At 33.9% G+C, this 20,916-nt stretch carries 20 protein-coding genes; 14 read left to right on the top strand and 6 right to left on the bottom strand.

Annotated elements, in window-relative coordinates; all coding sequences use genetic code 11:
* The first annotated feature begins 120 nt into the window (after positions 1-120).
* Entirely contained in the window at positions 121-1,977 is a 1,857-nt protein-coding gene (htpG, locus tag LNQ81_RS09670) for a molecular chaperone HtpG (protein WP_229946253.1), read from the top strand.
* Between the two features lie 896 nt (positions 1,978-2,873).
* Positions 2,874-3,851, top strand: coding sequence for an EamA family transporter (locus LNQ81_RS09665; protein ID WP_229946252.1), 978 nt, complete (start codon positions 2,874-2,876; stop codon positions 3,849-3,851).
* 106 nt (positions 3,852-3,957) lie between these two features.
* Here the strand turns inward: LNQ81_RS09665 and LNQ81_RS09660 are convergent, their stop codons facing one another.
* Positions 3,958-4,683: a YggS family pyridoxal phosphate-dependent enzyme gene (locus LNQ81_RS09660; RefSeq protein WP_229946249.1), complete on the bottom strand. Its 726-nt coding sequence runs from the start codon at positions 4,681-4,683 to the stop codon at positions 3,958-3,960.
* A gap of 342 nt (positions 4,684-5,025) precedes the next feature.
* Between LNQ81_RS09660 and LNQ81_RS09655 the strand changes: the two genes are divergently transcribed.
* The 7 genes from LNQ81_RS09655 (at position 5,026) to LNQ81_RS09625 (ending at position 11,008) form a co-directional block, all read left to right on the top strand.
* Positions 5,026-7,767 (top strand): hypothetical protein, encoded by a 2,742-nt coding sequence (locus tag LNQ81_RS09655; RefSeq protein ID WP_229946248.1) that lies wholly within the window; start codon positions 5,026-5,028, stop codon positions 7,765-7,767.
* Between the two features lie 156 nt (positions 7,768-7,923).
* Positions 7,924-8,205, top strand: a complete 282-nt coding sequence (locus tag LNQ81_RS09650; protein ID WP_229946246.1) for a DUF2089 family protein — start codon at positions 7,924-7,926, stop codon at positions 8,203-8,205.
* 25 nt (positions 8,206-8,230) lie between these two features.
* On the top strand, positions 8,231-8,809 hold the full coding sequence (locus tag LNQ81_RS09645) for a hypothetical protein (protein WP_229946245.1): 579 nt from the start codon (positions 8,231-8,233) through the stop codon (positions 8,807-8,809).
* A gap of 20 nt (positions 8,810-8,829) precedes the next feature.
* A complete protein-coding gene (locus LNQ81_RS09640) occupies positions 8,830-9,741 on the top strand; it encodes an alpha/beta hydrolase (protein WP_229946244.1) in 912 nt (303 codons plus the stop codon).
* Position 9,742: 1 nt separating this feature from the next.
* On the top strand, positions 9,743-10,135 hold the full coding sequence (locus LNQ81_RS09635) for a DUF3784 domain-containing protein (RefSeq protein WP_229946242.1): 393 nt from the start codon (positions 9,743-9,745) through the stop codon (positions 10,133-10,135).
* 7 nt (positions 10,136-10,142) lie between these two features.
* The gene (locus tag LNQ81_RS09630) at positions 10,143-10,472 is read left to right on the top strand and encodes an SdpI family protein (protein ID WP_229946240.1); all 330 of its coding nucleotides are present in this window, start codon (positions 10,143-10,145) and stop codon (positions 10,470-10,472) included.
* Entirely contained in the window at positions 10,469-11,008 is a 540-nt protein-coding gene (locus LNQ81_RS09625; protein WP_229946239.1) for a DUF1697 domain-containing protein, read from the top strand. The genes LNQ81_RS09630 and LNQ81_RS09625 overlap by 4 nt, the downstream gene beginning before the upstream one ends.
* Here LNQ81_RS09625 and LNQ81_RS09620 read toward each other — a convergent pair.
* The 4 genes from LNQ81_RS09620 to LNQ81_RS09605 all read right to left on the bottom strand — a co-directional run bounded on the left by LNQ81_RS09620 (position 11,001) and on the right by LNQ81_RS09605 (position 15,273).
* The gene (locus tag LNQ81_RS09620) at positions 11,001-11,642 is read right to left on the bottom strand and encodes a hypothetical protein (RefSeq protein WP_229946237.1); all 642 of its coding nucleotides are present in this window, start codon (positions 11,640-11,642) and stop codon (positions 11,001-11,003) included. The two genes, LNQ81_RS09625 and LNQ81_RS09620, sit on opposite strands and share 8 nt — an antisense overlap.
* 103 nt (positions 11,643-11,745) lie before the next feature.
* Positions 11,746-13,944, bottom strand: a complete 2,199-nt coding sequence (locus LNQ81_RS09615) for a B12-binding domain-containing radical SAM protein (RefSeq protein ID WP_229946235.1) — start codon at positions 13,942-13,944, stop codon at positions 11,746-11,748.
* 151 nt (positions 13,945-14,095) lie between these two features.
* Positions 14,096-14,518, bottom strand: a complete 423-nt coding sequence (locus LNQ81_RS09610; protein WP_229946233.1) for a GNAT family N-acetyltransferase — start codon at positions 14,516-14,518, stop codon at positions 14,096-14,098.
* A gap of 35 nt (positions 14,519-14,553) precedes the next feature.
* Complete coding sequence (locus tag LNQ81_RS09605; protein ID WP_229946231.1) at positions 14,554-15,273, bottom strand: class I SAM-dependent methyltransferase; 720 nt, start codon at positions 15,271-15,273, stop codon at positions 14,554-14,556.
* A 152-nt stretch (positions 15,274-15,425) separates the two neighbouring features.
* On the opposite strand from LNQ81_RS09605, the gene LNQ81_RS09600 reads away from it, so the two are divergent.
* The 4 genes from LNQ81_RS09600 (at position 15,426) to LNQ81_RS09585 (ending at position 19,406) form a co-directional block, all read left to right on the top strand.
* Positions 15,426-16,313: an AraC family transcriptional regulator gene (locus LNQ81_RS09600; protein WP_229946229.1), complete on the top strand. Its 888-nt coding sequence runs from the start codon at positions 15,426-15,428 to the stop codon at positions 16,311-16,313.
* 127 nt (positions 16,314-16,440) lie between these two features.
* A complete protein-coding gene (locus LNQ81_RS09595) occupies positions 16,441-17,901 on the top strand; it encodes a c-type cytochrome (protein WP_229946227.1) in 1,461 nt (486 codons plus the stop codon).
* Positions 17,894-19,231 (top strand): c-type cytochrome, encoded by a 1,338-nt coding sequence (locus LNQ81_RS09590; RefSeq protein WP_229946225.1) that lies wholly within the window; start codon positions 17,894-17,896, stop codon positions 19,229-19,231. The genes LNQ81_RS09595 and LNQ81_RS09590 overlap by 8 nt, the downstream gene beginning before the upstream one ends.
* A 7-nt stretch (positions 19,232-19,238) precedes the next feature.
* Positions 19,239-19,406, top strand: coding sequence for a hypothetical protein (locus tag LNQ81_RS09585; RefSeq protein WP_229946223.1), 168 nt, complete (start codon positions 19,239-19,241; stop codon positions 19,404-19,406).
* A gap of 210 nt (positions 19,407-19,616) precedes the next feature.
* Here the strand turns inward: LNQ81_RS09585 and LNQ81_RS09580 are convergent, their stop codons facing one another.
* Positions 19,617-20,054, bottom strand: coding sequence for a hypothetical protein (locus LNQ81_RS09580; RefSeq protein ID WP_229946221.1), 438 nt, complete (start codon positions 20,052-20,054; stop codon positions 19,617-19,619).
* 557 nt (positions 20,055-20,611) lie between these two features.
* Between LNQ81_RS09580 and LNQ81_RS09575 the strand changes: the two genes are divergently transcribed.
* Positions 20,612-20,914 carry a hypothetical protein gene (locus tag LNQ81_RS09575; protein ID WP_229946219.1) on the top strand — a complete coding sequence of 101 codons (303 nt, stop codon included), beginning with the start codon at positions 20,612-20,614 and terminating at the stop codon, positions 20,912-20,914.
* Positions 20,915-20,916: the final 2 nt, after the last annotated feature.

Genomic DNA, 20,916 nt, shown 5'->3' with positions numbered 1-20,916 from the left:
AATTATTTCATCACCCGTTATTATTATGTCAAAATGACAGCCTACACTGATTTGGTATCTTTTTTGACTTTCATTGACTGTAAAATTATTAAAAAATCAAATAACATTAAACATACGACTATGACATCTGGAAAAATTAACGTTACAGTGGAAAATATATTTCCACTTATTAAGAAGTTTCTTTATAGTGATCACGAAATTTTTTTAAGAGAGTTAATATCTAATGCGACTGATGCGACATTAAAGCTTAAGCATTTAACTACTATCGGTGAGACTAACGTTGAATATGGTAATCCTATCATCGAAGTTAAAATAAATAAAGAAAACAAAACTCTACATATCATCGATCAAGGTCTAGGAATGACTAAAGATGAAGTAGAAAAGTATATTAACCAAGTGGCTTTCTCTGGAGCTGAAGAGTTCCTTGATAAATATAAAGACTCAGCTAAGGACACTGGTATCATCGGACACTTTGGACTTGGGTTTTACTCAGCATTTATGGTTGCTGATAAAGTAGAAATATTTACTAAATCATTTAAAGATGAGCCTGCTGCACATTGGACTTGTGATGGTAGCCCTGAATACACTTTAGAAGAATGCGACAAATCGACTAGAGGTACAGAGATTGTATTACACATTGCCGAAGATTCTTTAGACTTCTTAGAAGACTATAAAATCAGTGAACTGTTGACTAAGTACAACAAATTTATGCCTGTAGCTATTAAGTTTGGTACTCACGAAGAAGGAGAAGGTGATGATAAAGTACTTGTAGATACCATCATAAACAATCCTAATCCAGCATGGACAAAACAACCTGCTGATTTATCTGACGAGGACTATAAGAATTTCTATAGAGAACTATATCCTACACAATTTGAGGATCCGTTATTCCACATTCACCTTAATGTAGATTATCCTTTTAACTTAACAGGTATATTATACTTCCCTAAGTTATCAGGTGATATGCAAATGCAAAAGGATAAAATCCAACTATACCAAAACCAAGTATTCGTAACGGATAACGTAGAAGGTATCGTTCCTGACTTTTTGACAATGTTAAAAGGAGTTATTGACTCTCCAGATATTCCTCTAAACGTATCTCGTTCTTACCTTCAAGCTGACGGTAATGTGAAAAAGATCTCTAACTATATCACACGTAAAGTAGCTGATAAATTAAAATCTTTATTCAATGAGAATAGAGAAGACTTTGAGAGCAAATGGAATGATATCAAAATTGTATTAGAATATGGTATGCTATCAGAAGAGAAGTTCTACGAAAAAGCGAGCTCTTTTGTACTTTATCCTACAGTAGATAACAAATTCTATACTATTGAAGAACTAAAAGAAGCTACTAAAGACAACCAAACTGACAAAGATGGTAACTTAGTGATTCTATATGCTTCTAATAAAGATGCTCAACACAGCTATATCGCTGCTGCTGAAGAGAAGGGATATAAAGTACTAATCTTAGATTCACCTATCGTATCTCATCTAATCCAAAAATTAGAAAGTGATAACGAGAAGATGACTTTCGTACGTGTAGACTCTGATCACATCAATAACTTGATCAAAAAAGAGGAAAGCGAAATCTCTAGACTATCTGAAGATGAACAAAAATCACTTCAAGAAATCGTAGAGAACATCGTACCTAAAGATAAATACACTGTGAAGTTAGAAGCTTTAGATAGCACATCTGAGCCATTCATCATCACACAACCTGAGTTTATGCGTCGTATGAAAGAGATGAGCCAGTCAGGTGGTGGAGGTATGTTCGGTATGGGTAACTTCCCTGAGATGTATAACCTAGTAGTGAATACTAACTCTCCTCTAGCCTCTAACATTATCGGTAACACAGATGAAGCGACTAGATCAGAAAGTATCAAACAAGCAATGGACCTTGCTAAATTATCTCAAGGTTTATTAAAAGGTGAAGAGCTTACTGCCTTCGTTAAAAGAAATTTCAACAACTTGAAATAAGAATATACTAATACTAAAACGCCCATAACATCACTGTTATGGGCGTTTTTTTTTATTAAAGCCTAAAGACCTCAACACGATAAATGTTGAGGTCATTTTTTCTTAAATAGAATATCCATCTAGATTACCTCAACATACCATTTCTCACTAAAGCAAAATACTACTATTAACAACACAAACAGCTACTATAAGCTCATGCCTCTTTCTAAATAGTAGAATAAAGTACTGGTATATCTTTTTCTATAAATCACAATACGAACCAAGACCACAACTCCAACATACATTAACAGGCAATTATCTATCATATATTACTCTCAATTATAAGCTAGTCGTAGATTACGTATCAATACGAGAAGCATTGTTCGACTAATATTTCTCAGAGCGACTATTTACGGCGAATACTCGAGCAACTGTCGAGCAACTTAGCATAGATACTTATTCCCACTGGGATTGAGAGGGGTACAAGAAAAAAGCACAATAGACACAAAACAACTTAACAATCTAAAAATGAAGATATTAATATTTTAACAAGTCAAAAAAAGAACCTTCTATTTTTTAGTTTTTTAGTCAAAAACATCCAAAACAGATCATGTTTTTAAAAAAAGAGGAAATAAAAGGTCGTTATACGCTTTAAAACAGCTCAAAAAGCTATAAATTAAAAAAAGAGGTGTGTGTTTTTGATAAGATGGTATTTGACATATCAATATGACTCAAGTGTAAGTAAAGTCGTAATAGCGATAGTGTATTTTAAGTGAACTTTATTATATCTTAGAGCAAGAGAGTAAATGAGTAGGATTCAATTTCTTTAAGAGTATTGTTTACTGATAATGGACAGACATTTGTCCTAGACAGCGTTAAAAATAATGGCTACCTTTGCCACGTAAAAAGTGATAAAAATGAAAGAACAAAATACAGCAAAGGGTGTCTTCCTAGTTGCTATTGGGGCTTCAAGCTTCGGGATGTTGGCGTCGTTCGTAAAACTGGCGTACGCACAGGGATACACTACAGCAGAAGTAACTTTATCTCAGGTATTAATCGGTCTATTCTGTGTGACATTAATCAATATGCTACGCAAAAAATCAATAGATGAAGCTAAGGCATCATCTAAAGACATCAGACAGTTAATCATAGCAGGTACTTCTATGGGATTCACTTCTGTGCTATACTATATGGCAGTAAGCTATATCAATGCCTCTATCGCAGTAGTCTTGTTAATGCAATCTGTTTGGATCGGTATTGTACTAGATAGTATTGCTACGAAGACCTTCCCTAATCTTTTAAAAATAGTATCTGTTGTATTGATTTTGACTGGAACAGTATTAGCTACTAATATATTAGCCAGCGAAATAGAACTAGATATTAGAGGAATTATATTTGGATTCTTAGCAGCCTGTTCTTTTGCTACTACACTATTCTCTTCAGGGCGTATTGCCAATCATTTGGCAGCACCAAAGCGAAGTATGTTCATGTTATGTGGAGCAGCGACTATTGTATCTATATTTGTGTTTGTTACTCAAATAGGACCTAATAACTCAGAAGTAATGATGAGTTTCTACCAACAATTCTCTGATAATACAACAGGGATAAGAAACTTTGACTGGAGTATATTCTACGGTTGGGGGATTGTATTAGCATTATTTGGTACAGTATTACCTCCTATCTTCCTTAATATGGGATTCCCATTGACAGGAGTAGGATTAGGAAGTATCATCTCTTCATTAGAACTACCTGCTTCTGTGACAGTAGCATTCTTCGTATTAAATGAGAAAGTAATCTTTATCCAATGGATGGGTATCTTACTTATTCTAAGTGCTATCGTGCTAATGAATAGCTCATTGATCTTTAAAAAGAAAAATAAAGAAATAATGGAGTAACCTCCTTATGTTGTTTATATTATATGCAGTCCTTTCTTGTTATGAGAAAGGACTTTTTTTGTTTTAACCCAGATTCTGCATTAGCCAAATACTACAAAGTAGTGATCTACTCCTTCCAATAATAACTATCAGGATAAATGCGTTCACCGAAGATAGCAGTACCTACTCTAATAATCGTTGCTCCCTCCTCTATTGCTATCTCGAGGTCGTGGCTCATTCCCATAGATAATTCATTCATCTCTACATTAGGAAGTTTTAAAGCTATTGCCTCTTGCTGGATGCGTTTTAACAACTGAAAACACGGGCGTACTAAACGTTCTTCAGCACTGAACAGTCCTATAGTCATTAGTCCTTTAATATGTAGTCTATCGTAAGTAGCCACTTCTTTTATAAAAGCAATTGCCTCCTCTGGAGCTACTCCAAACTTACTGTCTTCAGCAGAAGTATTGACTTGGATTAATATTTCCATTGCTCTCTCATCTCTCTCTAACAACTGTTGTAATTTCTCTACTACACTCATGCGATCGATAGACTGTATACAGCTAGTACCATACTTTAGAATGTCTTTTATCTTATTGGTCTGTAGATGCCCTATGAAATGACGAGTACAGTTCTCCGTACCTATTCTTTCATACTTATCTCTCAGCTCCTGTACTTTATTCTCTCCGATTAAAGGATAACCTTGCGCTATTGCTACCTTTATTTTATCAGCATCTACAGTTTTGGTTGCTAGTAATAGTTTTACCTCATCACGTGAGCGATTAGTGCGCTGACAGGCACGGGCTATCCGCTGTTCTATTACTTTTAGATTCTGTATTATCGTATTTTCCATCTTATTTTATTTAAAAAATGATACCCCTAAGATTGCGGTTAAGGGATATCATTATCCCCAAGAATCAGCGTTAGCCAAAGACTACAAAGCAATTCTAGGTTAAACTAAACAACAGTATGATTAAATTCTATAATCTCAAAACTGTACTACAAATATAATGATACACTATATCAATAGTATAGCACAGATTTAATAATATAGACTAGTCCAGTTAAAACTAAATATGCAAATCACTGTTTACAGTGATTTTACTAGACAATCTATAAATTAATGCCAATTTGAGAAAATATTACTCGATACTTCTCTATTTTTACTGTCTTAAAACAAAATAAAAAAAACACTATGATTAAAAATATTTTTTCATTAGCTATATTATTCTCTACACCAATGTTTAGCCAAGTGGTGAAAGACACTATCTGGGTAGATAGTTATGACTATATAGTCCCTAAGAAAGACGCTGAATCTTTTAAAATTGCTAAAGCTATAAAAGGAAATAATGCGTTAAAGTCTATAGAAGTCTATAAGTCTAATACTAATAAATTAGAGAGCAAAGGGAATGGTAAATTTCAAGAAGGTACTGGAACAGTACTATACTCTGGTGATGTGCAGTACTTCAATAAAGAAGGTAAAGTTAATGCTACTTATACTTATGATGAAAACAATATGATCACTAAAGCAGTGACTATAGATCCGCGTAATGGAGAAGTATATACATGTACATATTCTGAAGATAATAACCTAAATAATGGTATTGCATTCTATGATTGGCAAGGGGTATATGTCTATGTAGAATCTGAAGAGGGTGTGTACAAATCATATAAAATCATCAATCCTAAGAATGATAAGAATGAACTAATATATGAGTTTGACGATAATAATGTACTTATAGGAGAAAAATACTATAATGAGCAAGGTCAACTTACACATCAGGGAACATATAATGAAGGGCTTATACATAATGGAGAATCTGTATCACCTAATTATAAAGACTTCTCTGTTTTATCTGTTTCTCAGTATAAAGAAGGAGTACTTACTAATACAACCTCTTACTACAAAAATGGAAAAATAAAAGGTACTGCTGTAGTAAATGGAAACACTACTAAAGAAGTATACTATGACCAAAATGGAAAACAATTAGGTACATATACCCTTAAATTAGAAGATGACGGATATACTACTTATCAAGATGGTACAAATTACTACTTCAATATATATGGAGATAACACTGATGAGTTAAATGCTATCTATCATTATAAAGATAATGTAGCTCATAAAGTAGAAGTTTATCATGTAGCACCAGAAAAAAACACTGTAAAATCTATCACTTATAACAAAGAAGATAATACTACACAAAAGATAGAGTACTTTAATCCTGATGGAACTTCTAAAGGTCAAATTATCTATGCTGAAGATGGATACACTCCTAAAGAAGGTACAATATATGAAGGCAATACAGCTAGTACTTATAAAAACAGTAAGCTAGTAGAAAGAACGGAAGTATACTCTAATAATAAGCCTTTTGAAATAACTAAAAACAATGTTTCCGTATACTACGATACAAAGGGAAAAGAATTAGGACGAATTACTTTTAAAGAAGACCCTACTTATGGATCACTAACTTATATTACAGGAACTAAGTATACGATATACAATGACTTAATCTCAGATATCAGTAAATATGAAAAAGAGAATTTAGTGTATCAAGCTACATATGACAATGCGAATGGTGGTTCTATTATTTCGACAGAGTCATTCTATAGTAACAGTTTTTTAGCAAAAGATATTGAATATTACAATAATGGTAAAAAAGCTAAAATAGCTATATATAATCCTAATTCTTATGCTTATAGCGCTTCTAAAGAAACCTATTTTGACAACACTGGAAAAGAATTAGGAACTTTTGACTATGTAACCCAAACAGGTACTAAAGTTGAGTTCTCTTATGACAAACAGATTGTTTCGATAGAGAGATTTAACGAAGGTAAACCTCTGTCTAAAAAAGGTTATACCTTAAAAGTTGAGTCTAGTACAGGCGCATACTTTTTGCAGTCAGATATAGACTATAACAAACAAGGTAAATTCTATAATGAAAAAGGACAAATTATTGCGACTGCTTCCTATAAAGATGGTGCTCCTTATGAAGGAACTGTTAATATTATAGATTCATATTATAATACAGAAACTTTCTATAAAAAAGGTCTAAAAGTAGGTAAAGAAACAACGAAATACTCTAGTAGCGACGAGATAATCTCTATTAATTACTATAGCAATGAAGGTGAACTTACTAAAATGGAGTCTTATGACAATAATATATTGACAACTTCTGCAGAATATCAAAATGATGTACAACACGGTACTACTACCTATTATAATGCAGATGGAGAGATATTATCCACTTTAATATTTGATCAAGGATATGCTTCTGAAGGAATACTGACAGCTATTGGTTATGATAATTATTCGACTACAGAATATACTAATGGCAGTATTAAAGAACGAAAATTCTATACCTTAAATGAAGATGGACGTACTCCTAATATCTTAATGATGGAAGAGATCTATACAGATACTAGTGCGTTTAGAAGAAGTATATTTGACAAAGAGACTGGCGCACCAATTTATAAATACGGAGTTGCGAATAGTAACCTAGATGGTCTATATCAGTATTTTGAGAATAACAAAGTTAAATATCAATCAACTTTCAAAGAAGGTAACCTAATCGATGGAACAGTAGCTATTAATGATTTAAACTATAATCCTTATGATTACTATACAGAATATTCTTCTGGCACAAGTAATCATTCTATAGTAACCAATAAAAAAGGTATATATATCGTATCTATAATAGATAAGGACAATAAGGAAATATTCAAAATGGAAGCTAAGATTAAAAAAGGTGATCCGAATTTAAATCCATTAGCAAATAAGAAAATTTCTATAGACAACTTATTCCCAGCAAATGAGTACAATGTGACTGACTATTATGGTCAATCTTATGAATATCCTGTAGACGCAGCTGCTGATGCTGTCAGTGCAGCTAGTGCAGCCGCAGTAGAAGCATCTGCTAGTACTTATTATGAATAGAAATAATCTTAAAATATAATACCTAAATCTCAAGTATAATACTTGGGATTTTTTTATATAAATATTTTTGCCAAATAAAAATACATTAACTATTTTGATATAAATATTAATTTTATTAATTTAGACTTTAATAAAATTAAACAAGCAACCTGTTTTATGTCAATTAAATCTAAACTTCCTATACATTGTCCTAGTTGTGAAAACCTACTAAAGGTAACGCAGCTATCATGTGAACATTGTCAGACTGTGGTCAATGGAAACTTCTCTTTGCCTCTTCTGTTACAACTGGGTAAAGAGGAACAAGAGTTTATCCTAGCATTCTTTCTAAGTAGTGGGAGCCTTAAACAGATGGCACTACAGATGAATATTAGTTACCCTACTGTTAGAAATAAACTAGATGATATAATCACGCACATTCAACAACTACAAAATAAATAACAACCAACTTATAACCAATAACATTATGATAAAAAACTATATTCTAAAACCCTTCGAAACTCTTCAAGAAAGGACTTTGTTATGGATAGGTGTTTTTACAGGACTAGTCACATGTATTGTACAAACATTTACACATTCTAGATCTATAGCGTTACTGAAGCAAGTTTCTATTTATAAATCGCCTACTGCTATTGAGACAATAAGTGATTATGTAATTACAACTTTTCTTATGACTATTGCTGTATTCATACTAGGTAAAACAATTAATAAAAAAACAAGATTTATAGATATCTTAAATACAGTCTTAATTGCCCGTATAGCGATGAACATAACTGTATTGTTTGACATTAATGGTTTTTTAACTGATATAGCTGATACATTAATGAAAAACATCAATAATCCTAATGCTTTAAATATGGATTCAGTATTCAACCTTACTATTTTCAGTATACTTACTTTATGTTTACTTATAGTATTTGGATATTATATGTATCAAGGCTTTAAGACAGCTACACATTTAAAGACTAAACCCCCTATAATAGCTTTGGTTGTAATTATACTATTTGTAGATATACTAACTAGACCTATAACTTCTCTTTACTAATTAACCTACTCAACTACATTATGAAAAAATTATTGACTGCTCTTATCTTATGTCTTACAACTTCATTTAGCTTTGCACAGACTGCTGTTCAGATTGACAATGAAATTGATGGAGACTTATACCTAGCAAATAAAGACAGTAAACAACTAGCTATTATAATAGCAGGTTCAGGTCCAACTAACAAGAATGGAAATAGCCCTGCTGGAGTAAATGCCAACTCATATAAATACCTTGCTCAAGATCTAAAAGAAAATGGTATCAATACATTTACTTACAATAAAAGGATGTTTGCTCAGATGAAGAATCAGACTATCAATGAGTCAGAAATTAAGTTTGAAGACAATGTAAGTGACTTAAATATAGTTATTGATTATTTCAAAAAGGACTATCCTAATATTATACTGATTGGTCATAGCGAAGGAGCATTAGTAGCTACTCTAGCTAGTCAAAGCAATAGTGCTGTAACGAAACTTATCTCACTGCAAGGACCTGGAGAATCAATAGATAAAACATTATATAAACAGTTAACAGCACAAGCACCCTTCTTTGCTAAATCAATAGAAGATATTCACGCTAAGCTTAGAAAAGGAGAAATAGTAGACAACATCCCTCCTATGCTACAAAGCTTCTATCTTACTTCTGCTCAACCTTATCTTATCTCTTGGATAAAGTATGATCCTACTGTAGAACTTAAAAAAGTAAAACAACCTATCTTAATCTTACAAGGAGATAAAGACTTACAGGTCAAGACAGACCAGGGAGACAACTTAAAACAAGCTGTTCCTACTGCAACTCTTATCACACTAAAAGGAATGAATCATATACTAAAAACAGTTGTAAAAGAGGAGGAGAACTTAGCACTATACACTAAACCTGATGTACCTCTTCACACTGAACTAGTACCTACTATTGTTAACTTTATAAAGAAATAATATGGAGCCTTTTATTATTGTTGGCTTAATATACATCGGTATAAGTTACTTGCTAACTGCTGAAAACGCTGATGGGATGTTAGCTGGTTACAACACTATGTCTGATGAACGTAAAAAACTATATAACATCACCTCCATTGTAAAAATAATAAAACAAACTTTTCGTTGGTTAGGGGTTATTATAGGTATAGGAGGAGTAATCGCAATATATCTAAAATGGCCTATCATAGCCCAAACTATTTTATTATGTGTGACTATTGTTCCTTTAATGATTGCCAGTATTTACACACGATTAAAATATTCTAAAGACCCTATGCACTGGTATGATTGGATAATTCCTATTGGGATAAGCATAGGCAGTATTTTATTAACTTATTTATCCATTACTAATTAATCACACTATGATAGTAACAGAACTATTAATATTTATGTGTCTATTTATTGTCTTAGGATTAATAATTCCTCATGTCAAAACAATAAATAGCATACTAGGATATCGCACACACCGTGCGATGAAGAATCAACGCAACTGGGAGTTTGCACAAAAGTTTAGTGGTAAAGGCTTTGTATACTTAGGCATTGGTACAGGTATATACAGTGGTATTTCTTATCTTCTCCCTACTTATTCACATTTGCTAAACAAACTATACTTTCTACCTATGATTATAGTATTAGGAATTATTATTTATAAAACAGAACAAGGATTAAAGAAACTAGAACAACAATCATGAAAACTTACATATCCCTTCTTAGAGGTATTAATGTCGGTGGTAAGAATATCATTAAAATGGATACTTTAAAAAAGATTTGTTCCGATATAGGTTTACTTAACGTAAAGACTTACATTCAAAGTGGAAATATAGTGTATCAGTCCTTAGAGCAAGTCCCTTCAATCTTGTCAAACAAAGTACAAGATGCAATACTAAGCACACTAACTATAGAGGTACCTGTCATTACCATAACGATTGAGCAGTTTAAAGACATCCTTTCACAACATCCTTTTACTAAAGAAGAGGAACTAGCACAGCTATATATTACTTTTCTTAGCAGAACACCTCATCAAGCAGAAAGCAATACCATTCAAGAAAAAAAGGCAGAATCAGAACTTTTAAATATTACTACTCATGCCGTATACTTAGTAGCTAATAACGGCTATATGAAAACTAAAATAACAAATACCCTAATTGAAAACAAACTAAAGGTAACAGCTACTACACGTAACTACAGAACTTGTCTAAAACTGATAAAACTCGCAGAACCTATTTAAGTCGATAAGTCTCTACTCTAAACCCTCTTCCTGCTCTATCCATAATATGTAAATAAACACGTGAATTAACAGCTTCTTTTCTAGCTACTAATTCCTTATTTATATTGTACATTTCTAAATCAGATGTCTGGGCTATTTTATAGAACAATTCTATATCTGCTTTAGCTACATTAGCTGGATCATCTACTAATCTACTTCCTGCTTTTAAAACGCTATTTCTATAATCATCAATCTTTAAATAATAAATAGGAGAGTTTTCACTAAGTACTGCTGCGTAATATCCAAATTTATACACCTTAGATTTATTGATTCTTTCTACAATAACAATTCTATTGTTAGTTTGTGTCAAACTAAGATTTTGAATAAACAAACACAACTCAGCTCGTATTTCACTTGTATATTTAAAATCTAAAGGACTAACACCATCTATAGGATCAGGTAGTCTTGAGATAGAATTATTAATATCTAACAAAGGTTGAGCCAATGGCGCTTTATACATCACACTACTTTCTTGAGGAATACCAGGTTCTTTTTCTTCATCTAAACTACTCGTATAACTCCCTTTTTGACCATTACATCCACCGATTATCAATGCCAATATTCCAATACTAATACCTAATACCAATTTTTTCATGCTTTCCTTTTTCTAATCCAAAGTTAACAAATAAAAAATAAAGAAGGTAAGCTACTGATATACAACCAACAAAAAAGCCTCATAAATATGAGGCTATATATCTTTAAAGCACTAGTAGTGCCATATCCTTTAATGCTTGTGCTGGTTTAGAATACCAGAATGGTTCAAAGTCTTCATGGGTGTATTCCTCAAAACTCTTTTTCATTTCTTGATAAGTAATCGTTTGAGAAGCCATCTCTTTCAAAGTCTCTATAAAATGTACAAACCAATCCCCTACCACTCTATCCACGTCTACTGCTATCGTCTCTCGCTTCGTATAAAACACTAACTGAGCCATTTCAAACACTCTGTTCTTTTTCTTCTTTTCGAAGTACTCAATATAAGGAAATGTCCCTAACCATACTACCTTTTGATTTGGCTTACATACCGTTAAAGGCTCATCATTTAGACAAGTATATATATAATCTGAAGGAATGCTTGTACGAGGTACTTTAAAATCAAACCATTCATGTAATGGCATATCAAAGCACATCCCATGCATAAAGTTAAACAATGACTTCTTCAGCCCGAAGGAGAACTTATCGTGTATCGCACCATTCATCTCTACGTGAGGCACATCGTTATTAGCGAATGTCCCCATCTCCGCATGTACACGTTCTACCTTGTATTCCTCTGGGTTCATCCCTACTGGTGAGTGAGCCGTCATCGCAAACTGATGCCAAAAGCCCGATTGCATTACTCCTGCTTCAAACAACTGACGTACCATCTCTAGACTGTCTATTGTCTCTTGAGCAGTCTGTGTTGGGAAACCATACATTAGATAAGCATGTACTAAGATACCAGCCTCCGTAAAGTTTCTATTCACACGAGCTACCTGTTCTACAGTAACTCCTTTGTCTATTAGTTTTAATAATCTATCTGAGGCTACCTCTAATCCTCCTGATACAGCTACACATCCTGAAGCTTTCAATAGTAAGCACAAGTCTTTCGTAAAGCTCTTCTCAAAGCGGATATTTGTCCACCACGATACCGTTAGTTTACGTCTGATGATTTCTAACGCTACCTCGCGCATTAGTGCTGGTGGTGCTGCCTCATCGACAAAGTGAAAGCCTGTCTCTCCCGTCTGCTCAATTAACGTCTGCATACGGTCTACAATCTGCTTTGCAGCTATTGGTTCATATACCTTGATATAGTCTAAACTAATATCACAGAAAGTACACTTACCCCAATAACATCCATGTGCCATCGTTAGTTTATTCCATCGTCCATCACTCCACATACGGTGCATCGGATTCACTACTTCTATTACTGAAATATATGAGGTAAGCGGCAAGTCTGAATAATCAGGAGTACCTACCTCTGCCTGTTTATAATCACGCTTCAGCGGATTATTGATATAAACTACCTCATTGTCCTTAGCAATAAGCGTACGCTTTAACTCCTCTTGTGCTATCTTTCCTTCTACATAGAGAATTAAGTTCTCTAATGGAGCTTCTCCATCATCTAAAGTGATAAAGTCAAAGAACTCAAATACACGCACATCTTTTAATGAGCGTAACTCAGTATTCGGAAATCCTCCTCCCATCGTGATCTTGATATGAGGATAATTCTTCTTAATATACTGAGCACATCTAAAACTGCTGTATAAATTACCAGGGAAGGGTACTGAGAATCCCATTATCTTAGGATTAGTCTTGTCTATTAGCTGTTGCAATAGATCAAGCGTAATCTCATCGATATAAGTCAAAGGTTGATGTAATGCATCATACATCTCATCAAAGGTATGAGCAGAGCGACCTAATCGCTCAGCATATCTACTAAACCCAAAGTTGGTATCTACTGTCTCGACAATGAGATCAGACAAGTCCTCTAAATACAGTGTAGATAAGTGCTTCGCCTTATCTTGTATTCCCATCGTACCGAATGCCCATTCTAATTCTTCTAGTTGTTCAAAGCGAGATGCTCGTGGAAGGTAATCTTCTTGTACGATAGCATGTGCTAATGTAGCGTTCTTTCCTTGCAAGAAAGCAATTACAGCGTCAATAGTAGAGATATAATCCTCTTCTAAAGCAAGAATACGATGTATATTAGGAGATACCTCTTCTATGTGTTCATGCACATAGTCGAACAAATCTATCAAACCTTGTTTACTAAACAATTTCAATATAACCTCTATTCCCAAATCTGCTTGATAGCTATCGATATTTAGGGTATTCAAAAACCCCTTAATATATGCTGTCGCTGGATAAGGTGTGTTTAACTGGGTAAACGGAGGAGTTATAAATGCTATTGTTGTATTCACTGTATCTAATTTTGGAGTGCAAAGATACTACTATTCAACCGAGTAAAAAACTGTATATGACATACAATATTTCTTATTTAATCAACATTTAACAAACAAATAAACAGCGTTTTACATAACTAAAAAAACCTCATCCTTTTTTCAGAAAACACTACCTCAACACCTTACGCAGATACACCTTAGAATATCCTAAAGGATAATCCTTCTCTTCTGCAAAAATATCATAGCCTAAAGATTGATAAAAGTCAGAAGCTTGAAACGAAAAAGTATTCAATGATATATACTTACAGTTGCGTTCTATAGCTACCTGTTCTGCTGCTAACATAAGTTTCTTACCAAGGCCTTGTCCTCTATGACTCTCTTTCACAGCGAGGTTCTGTATCTCTAGTGTTCCCCATAATGAACGACCTAATATCCCGCCTATTACCTCTCCTTCTTCTACTAAAGTAATCTCTAGTGATTCATTGATACAATCTGATAAATGTGTCGTATGACTTACATTATAAGAAGATAATATCTCCTTAATCGCCATCGCATTATGATCATCTATCTCTGTAGTTGTCTTTATTTCCATAACTTATTACTTCTAAAATCTACTTGTTATTCCCTTTATATTAATTTCTTATATCCACTAAATCCTGTAGCACAACCAAAGAAATAAGAATGCTTTTTAACGTCTAGTCCTACTGCCTCAAAACATTGTGCACTCTTAGTCACATCTTTAAACTTATTCGTATATCTCCACAGCATCTTATATTCATTAATTCCTCCAAACAATAAAGCTCCTAATACAGGGACAATACTTCCTAAATAAAAACCATATAACAACTTGAGAATACTATTTTTAGGTTCAGAAACTTCTATAAAAGCAAATTGTCCATTAGGTTTGAGTATTCTTTCTACTTCTTTAGCCAATATTTGTATTTGCTCTTCATTAAATGTCTTTAAACCAAAAGCACAAGTAACATAGTCATAGTGCCCTGAAGGCAAGCTACTCACTAGTACATTCTGATGAAGTAAATCTACCTCTCCTGTATACTCTGTTTGATTTCTCTGCTCTGCTCTTTTAATCATCTCATTGCTATAGTCTAAAGCAGATAACTTAGCTTGTGGAAAATTTCTCTTTATAACACCCCACATTTCCCCTATACCCGTCATAAGATCTATTACTTCAACTTTTTCAGGTGAAGGTTGTAGCTCTTTAATCAACTGTCTTCGCCAACGAATAGAAAATCCAAATGAAGTAATATAATTTATCCGTTCATAAGAACCACTCATCTGATTAAACAGACTTTTTATATACTCTGGATTATAATTATTCTGACTCATTTGATATGGATTATAAGCTTTAAATATGTTTATATATAAACGACAATATCACTCCTAAAGTACTAAATCTTAATCACACCATAACTTATTTCTATTCAATCACCATTTAAAGAATTTAACATATTCCTATCTTTGCCTAAAATATTAGAAATATGGAGAACAATAGTATTCCAATTTACAACATCTGTAACCTACTCGACAATAACAATATATCACAAGACTGTGTAGTATATCGACTTGAAGAGTTTATTTCTAATAGACCGAATATGGTATCTGCTCCTCATAGACATGCATTCTATCAAATCCTCTTCGTAGCAGAAGGAAAAGGAATACACTCTATTGACTTCGAGAAATTCTCTATTGAGGAGAAATGCTTATTTTATCTCAACCCTTCGCAAGTACACAAATGGGAATTCGAACCTGGAACCAAAGGGTTTCTCATCAATTTCAATGATAATTTTCTGCGTACATTCTTAGTCAATCCGAACTATCTAAAGGAGTTTACCTTCTTCGGAGGAAATGCGCAGTACTCTAAATTCTCTTGTGAGAAGTGCTATGAGACACTACACACTAAGTTTGAGAAGATGTATTATGCCTATACAGCAAACCAACCTTTACAGAAAGACTATATCAAAGTCTTAATGCTAGAACTATTCCTAGAGACACAGCTATTCTTAGTCAAAAAAGTATTCGAGCCAGAAGAACCTAATGAGACTAAGGGGGCGCACTTCATTATCAAGAATTTTGAGAAGCTCGTAGAAGATCATTTTATAGAGAAGAGATTGCCTGGAGAATACGCTGATATGCTACACATCACTCCTAATCACCTCAACTCTTTATGCAAAAAGGTAGTAGGTACAACAGCAGGTGAAGTTATCCGTAACAGAGTTATCTTAGAATGTAAACGATTATTGGTCAATGCCGATTTATCGATTACAGAGATCTCTTATGAACTCGACTTTAAGAACAATGCTTACTTCTCTAGATTCTTTAAAAAGAATACAGGGCTATCCCCTGAAGAATTCAGAAAACAGAACTAAGAATTGATTACTTAAATACAATTCGCTTTTATCACACTGTTCTAAATTGATTAGTGTAAATATCACCACGTTTAGTGTAATATGTTTCAGTAGATAGGGTTCTAACTTTGCTGAAAAATAATACATTATGGATTTCCCTCTATTTCATTTAGACTGGTTGAACGATCGTTTCCTCATTGCGATGATAGCGATTATTCACGTATTTATAAACCATGGGCTAGCCGTTGGGTTCTTGCCTTATATTACATTATTAGAACAACAAGGAGTAGTCAAAAGCGGACCAGAAGATATCACTGATCTTGCCTGGGATAAGATGGTACACCGTATGATGATGGTCGGCTTTGTGATCACAACCACAATGGGAGCGATGACAGGAGTCGGTATATGGTTCTCAGCAGCACTAATTAGCCCTAACTCTATTGGTAGTTTAATCCGTGTTTTCTACTGGGGATGGTTTACAGAATGGATTGTATTTGTATTAGAAGTAGTCTTTATCATGATCTATTTCTTAACCTGGAAGAACTCTAATAAATCTCTACGTGCTAAACAACGTCATATCCGATTCGGTTGGTTCCTTTCTGGGTTCTCGTGGCTTACCATGGCTATTATCGTAGCGATATTAGGATTTATGATGGATCCTGGTAACTGGATACAACAACAATCTTTAGTAAGTGCATTGACTAACCCTATTTACTTACCTCAGCTATTATTTAGAACACCTACAGCTATGGTCGTAGCAGGAGCCTTTGGGTTCTTACTGATTATGTTGTTCACTAAAAAGTCTAGTGCGATCAGACCTACAGCTCTTAAGACTACAGCTATATGGGTATTACTATGGTTACCTCTATCTATTCTAGCTTCTATTTATTACTATAACGTGATACCTGATGCGATGACAGCGAATATGAGTACCGCGGTAGGTACTATGGACTTTGCTAAATACTATGATTTATTAAAATACATTATCCTAATAGCGACTAGTTCACTAGCTCTGTTGGCAATCTGGACACTGTGGAAGCCTAAAAAAGTCAGCCTTATCATTGTGATTATTCCTTTTGTACTATCGCTTGGTTTCTTAGGAATATTCGAACGTGTACGAGAATTTATCCGCAAGCCTTATGTCATCGGCAACTATATGTACTCTAACCTGATCAGAGAAGAAGACTACCCTCTGCTACAGCGAGACGGTATACTGAAGCACTCTACTTATACCTCTATCACAGAGATTACAGAAGAGAATAAACTAGAGGCAGGTAAAGATGTGTTTATGATAGCGTGTTCTCGATGTCATACTAGTCAGGGGATAAACTCTATCATATTCGTATTCGAAAAAATGTATGGAATAGGAAAACCTTTAGATATCAACTCTATGAAAGCGTATATACCTAATATGCACAACGGTAGAACCTATATGCCTCCTTATCCAGGTAACGAAGAAGAACTAGATGCACTAGCCCATTATATTTTCTATTTACAACAGAGTGGGGCGACACTAGAAGGAGCGCAGAGTGCTGGAGCACATCTTAACCCTACTCACTCTGTAGAACATTTTATAGAACAAAAATTAAACAATAACAAAGATGAATAATACTCCATTACCTAAAGATATCCCCTTAGACTTACCATTACCAGAGTGGTTACTAGTTATTCTATTAGTAGTTTCATTCTTAGCACATATTGTGTTTGTAAACTTAATGGTAGGAGGTTCTATAGCAACGCTATGGGCAGAAATAAAAGGACTTAAAAACAAAGAATACGATACACTAGCACAAGAAATAGCTGCGACAATAACAGTAAACAAATCATTAGCTGTAGTACTAGGGGTAGCTCCCCTACTGAGTATTAATGCACTATACACCATTTATTTTTACACAGCTAACTCTTTGACAGGAATTATGTGGATATTGATTATCCCTATGGTAGCGATTGTTTTCCTATTGACCTACTTACACAAGTACACTTGGGAAGTAATGGCAAATATGAAGTTGTTACACATTTCTATCAATGCTCTAGCAGTGGTTATGTTCTTATTCATTCCCCTAATCTTCTTAGTAAATATTAATTTGATGTTATTCCCTGAGAAATGGATGAGTGTAAGAGGATTCTTATCTGCTTTAGCCCTGCCAAATGTATTCCCTAGATACTTCCATTTTATCTGTGCATCACTAGCCTTGACAGGTCTATTTATCACTTGGTATATGGGGCGTAAGAACTATCCTTTTGAAGAATACTTTAAAGTATTCACTAGAGCGAAGGTTAAGCGTCTTGGATATCAGTTAGCGTTAGGTGCATCAGTAGCCCAGTTCTTATTTGGTCCTATCGTGATGGCTACCTTACCTGCCAAAGGATTTAGTTGGGGAATGATGGGAGTGATCTTATCAGGTGTGGCAGTAGCAGTATATGCAGTGTACTATATGGTCATAACACTAAGAGGTACAGATGACCAACTGGACAGATACTTCAGAAGAATAGTGGTCTCTATGGGGGTTGTAGTTGTATTCATGGGAAGTGGGCGACATGTATATAGAGCCAATGCCATCAATCCACACCGAGAACTTATGGCTCAAAAAACGGCAGAATTTGAACAAGCTTCAAAAGAAGCTAGAGAACAAGCAGCTAACCAACAAGAAGAAGAAAAACAAGCTATAGCTACTGCCGAGGCTTCTGGTGATAATACAGCTAAGGGTAAGGCAGTATTTAATAGCTACTGTGCTGCCTGTCATAAAGAGAAGACACCACTAGTAGGGCCTCCTGTGACAGAAATGCAAGAAATATATACCGATAATAAAACGGATCTAATCAAGTGGATTAAGTCTCCAGGTAAGAAACGTCCTGATGCACCACAGATGCCTCCTTTCCCTCAGATCAATGATACGGATATGGAAGATCTGACTCAATATATCTTAAACATTAAATAAGAAGACTATGATTATTATGATATCACTATTTCTCATCTTAGCCATACTGATTATCTCAGGTGTTATCATTTCTAAGGTGATTAAAATCTATCTCTACTCTTCTAAGAATAAGGAGATGTGGAAAAAAGAAATTAAAGAAGAAAAAGACTATCAGTTTATAAAAGGTCTTTACTAACTCAGTGTTCTCCCCAACACTGCGCACATTGTATCCCTCATTAGTAGATAAGTATTGTATTTCCTGTAAGGTAATCTATATATTGTCATATCAAGAGAACGCTCCCAAAACTCTCTTTTTTATAGATTACTTACATCACTGTTCCCAATATCTTATCTATTCTAATGGGGGATATTTTTATTCCCCTATTTCAGGTTATAACGCTGTTCTTTACTTATCAGACCATTTACTCAATTCCTCTTCGGCATCATATACAGACTGTGCATACCATGCATAGATATTCATAATCATATATCTTTCTATGCTTCCATCTACCCCCTTCAGAGATACCATGATGAGATGAATACGCCCAAGATTATACTTCTTTACGTTGACTAATTGCTTAGTTATATAATGTTTCTCCCTTCTAAAATACTTTTTGAGTATCAGCTTATCTTCCCTTATATAAGCAGTACAGAGATATAAAACTTGACTTACTGTTATAACAGTAACTAACACTGTAATTACATACTTTATAATCACAAACCAATAATCACCAACATCATGACTGATTGTAGCAATACTACAAAACAGGATAGTCAACAATATATTTAGTATCAGATGTCCTAATGAATACTGATAGGACAATCTCTTTTCTTGTTCAATCATCTAGTTAAAGAGTTTAGTTGTTCCAAAGAAAAGATTTTAACCTCTATATATCAAATCCTATAGTCATAAACCATAACAAACTAGAAGCTATAGAGCATAATTAGCTATAATCAGGGATAAGACAACACCTACTATACCGCTAATAATTACGTTCAAATAAGATATCGCTCTCTAACAAAATCTCTAAATACAGGCTCTCAATAACCTTAAACTTCTTTCTCCAACTATTCACTTACTAAGAAGGTACAGCATGATAGTAATATTATGGGATAGTGATACCATAGTGGTCGTATTAAAATAGGCTAAAATTATGCGACCACTATGCGATCACTAGCCGACCACTATGTCTCGTCCTACCATAACTGTTCTAACTGTACACTTATTTATGCTTTTTATTCTTCAAAAGATGAATTGATTTTTTAACTGATATAGTTCTTTTAAAATAAAGTACTTTTAACCAGAGTAATTCAATTACTAAAATGAATTTTCTAACACCATATCAAGCATTATAATAGACAACGTACGAAATCGAGTTCAACAACAAATACATCTTCTAAATGATAAAGTTACTTATAGAAAAACATAAAGGTATCATCACGTATGACTCCTTATCTCATTTAAATTTTAATGATTCTCCAGCTGAGGTAATAGATGAGTTAAAAGAAGATTTGTTTCAAGCAGAGTTTGGTAACCATACCTTACTTGATATTGGTTGGTATCCTGAATTTGATGTCGATGGGCATTTCTGTGCACAAGTTATTTCTAATTATGACTGGGAAGCTCCCTTATATAAAGAGAACTGTAAATCATTTACCTCTTTAGAAGATATTGTGCTTCATGCCCTTCAATACTGTTTCTAAAT

Origin of the sequence: Myroides oncorhynchi (assembly GCF_020905415.1) — a bacterium.
Taxonomy (GTDB): Bacteria; Bacteroidota; Bacteroidia; order Flavobacteriales; family Flavobacteriaceae; genus Flavobacterium; species Flavobacterium oncorhynchi_A.
Note: the sequence above shows the minus strand (reverse complement) of the source record. Positions and strands in the feature narration are given on the sequence as shown.

Bases quoted from the DNA above. Each gene is read 5' to 3' on its own strand.
- LNQ81_RS09630 (WP_229946240.1), top strand. From the start codon at position 10,143: ATGATAGTAACAGAACTATTAATATTTATGTGTCTATTTATTGTCTTA.
- LNQ81_RS09600 (WP_229946229.1), top strand. From the start codon at position 15,426: ATGGAGAACAATAGTATTCCAATTTACAACATCTGTAACCTACTCGAC.
- LNQ81_RS09595 (WP_229946227.1), top strand. From the start codon at position 16,441: ATGGATTTCCCTCTATTTCATTTAGACTGGTTGAACGATCGTTTCCTC.
- LNQ81_RS09590 (WP_229946225.1), top strand. From the start codon at position 17,894: ATGAATAATACTCCATTACCTAAAGATATCCCCTTAGACTTACCATTA.
- LNQ81_RS09665 (WP_229946252.1), top strand. From the start codon at position 2,874: ATGAAAGAACAAAATACAGCAAAGGGTGTCTTCCTAGTTGCTATTGGG.
- LNQ81_RS09635 (WP_229946242.1), top strand. From the start codon at position 9,743: ATGGAGCCTTTTATTATTGTTGGCTTAATATACATCGGTATAAGTTAC.
- LNQ81_RS09655 (WP_229946248.1), top strand. From the start codon at position 5,026: ATGATTAAAAATATTTTTTCATTAGCTATATTATTCTCTACACCAATG.
- LNQ81_RS09620 (WP_229946237.1), bottom strand. From the start codon at position 11,642: ATGAAAAAATTGGTATTAGGTATTAGTATTGGAATATTGGCATTGATA.
- LNQ81_RS09660 (WP_229946249.1), bottom strand. From the start codon at position 4,683: ATGGAAAATACGATAATACAGAATCTAAAAGTAATAGAACAGCGGATA.
- htpG (WP_229946253.1), top strand. From the start codon at position 121: ATGACATCTGGAAAAATTAACGTTACAGTGGAAAATATATTTCCACTT.
- LNQ81_RS09650 (WP_229946246.1), top strand. From the start codon at position 7,924: ATGTCAATTAAATCTAAACTTCCTATACATTGTCCTAGTTGTGAAAAC.
- LNQ81_RS09580 (WP_229946221.1), bottom strand. From the start codon at position 20,054: ATGATTGAACAAGAAAAGAGATTGTCCTATCAGTATTCATTAGGACAT.
- LNQ81_RS09625 (WP_229946239.1), top strand. From the start codon at position 10,469: ATGAAAACTTACATATCCCTTCTTAGAGGTATTAATGTCGGTGGTAAG.
- LNQ81_RS09585 (WP_229946223.1), top strand. From the start codon at position 19,239: ATGATTATTATGATATCACTATTTCTCATCTTAGCCATACTGATTATC.
- LNQ81_RS09605 (WP_229946231.1), bottom strand. From the start codon at position 15,273: ATGAGTCAGAATAATTATAATCCAGAGTATATAAAAAGTCTGTTTAAT.
- LNQ81_RS09610 (WP_229946233.1), bottom strand. From the start codon at position 14,518: ATGGAAATAAAGACAACTACAGAGATAGATGATCATAATGCGATGGCG.
- LNQ81_RS09640 (WP_229946244.1), top strand. From the start codon at position 8,830: ATGAAAAAATTATTGACTGCTCTTATCTTATGTCTTACAACTTCATTT.
- LNQ81_RS09645 (WP_229946245.1), top strand. From the start codon at position 8,231: ATGATAAAAAACTATATTCTAAAACCCTTCGAAACTCTTCAAGAAAGG.
- LNQ81_RS09575 (WP_229946219.1), top strand. From the start codon at position 20,612: ATGATAAAGTTACTTATAGAAAAACATAAAGGTATCATCACGTATGAC.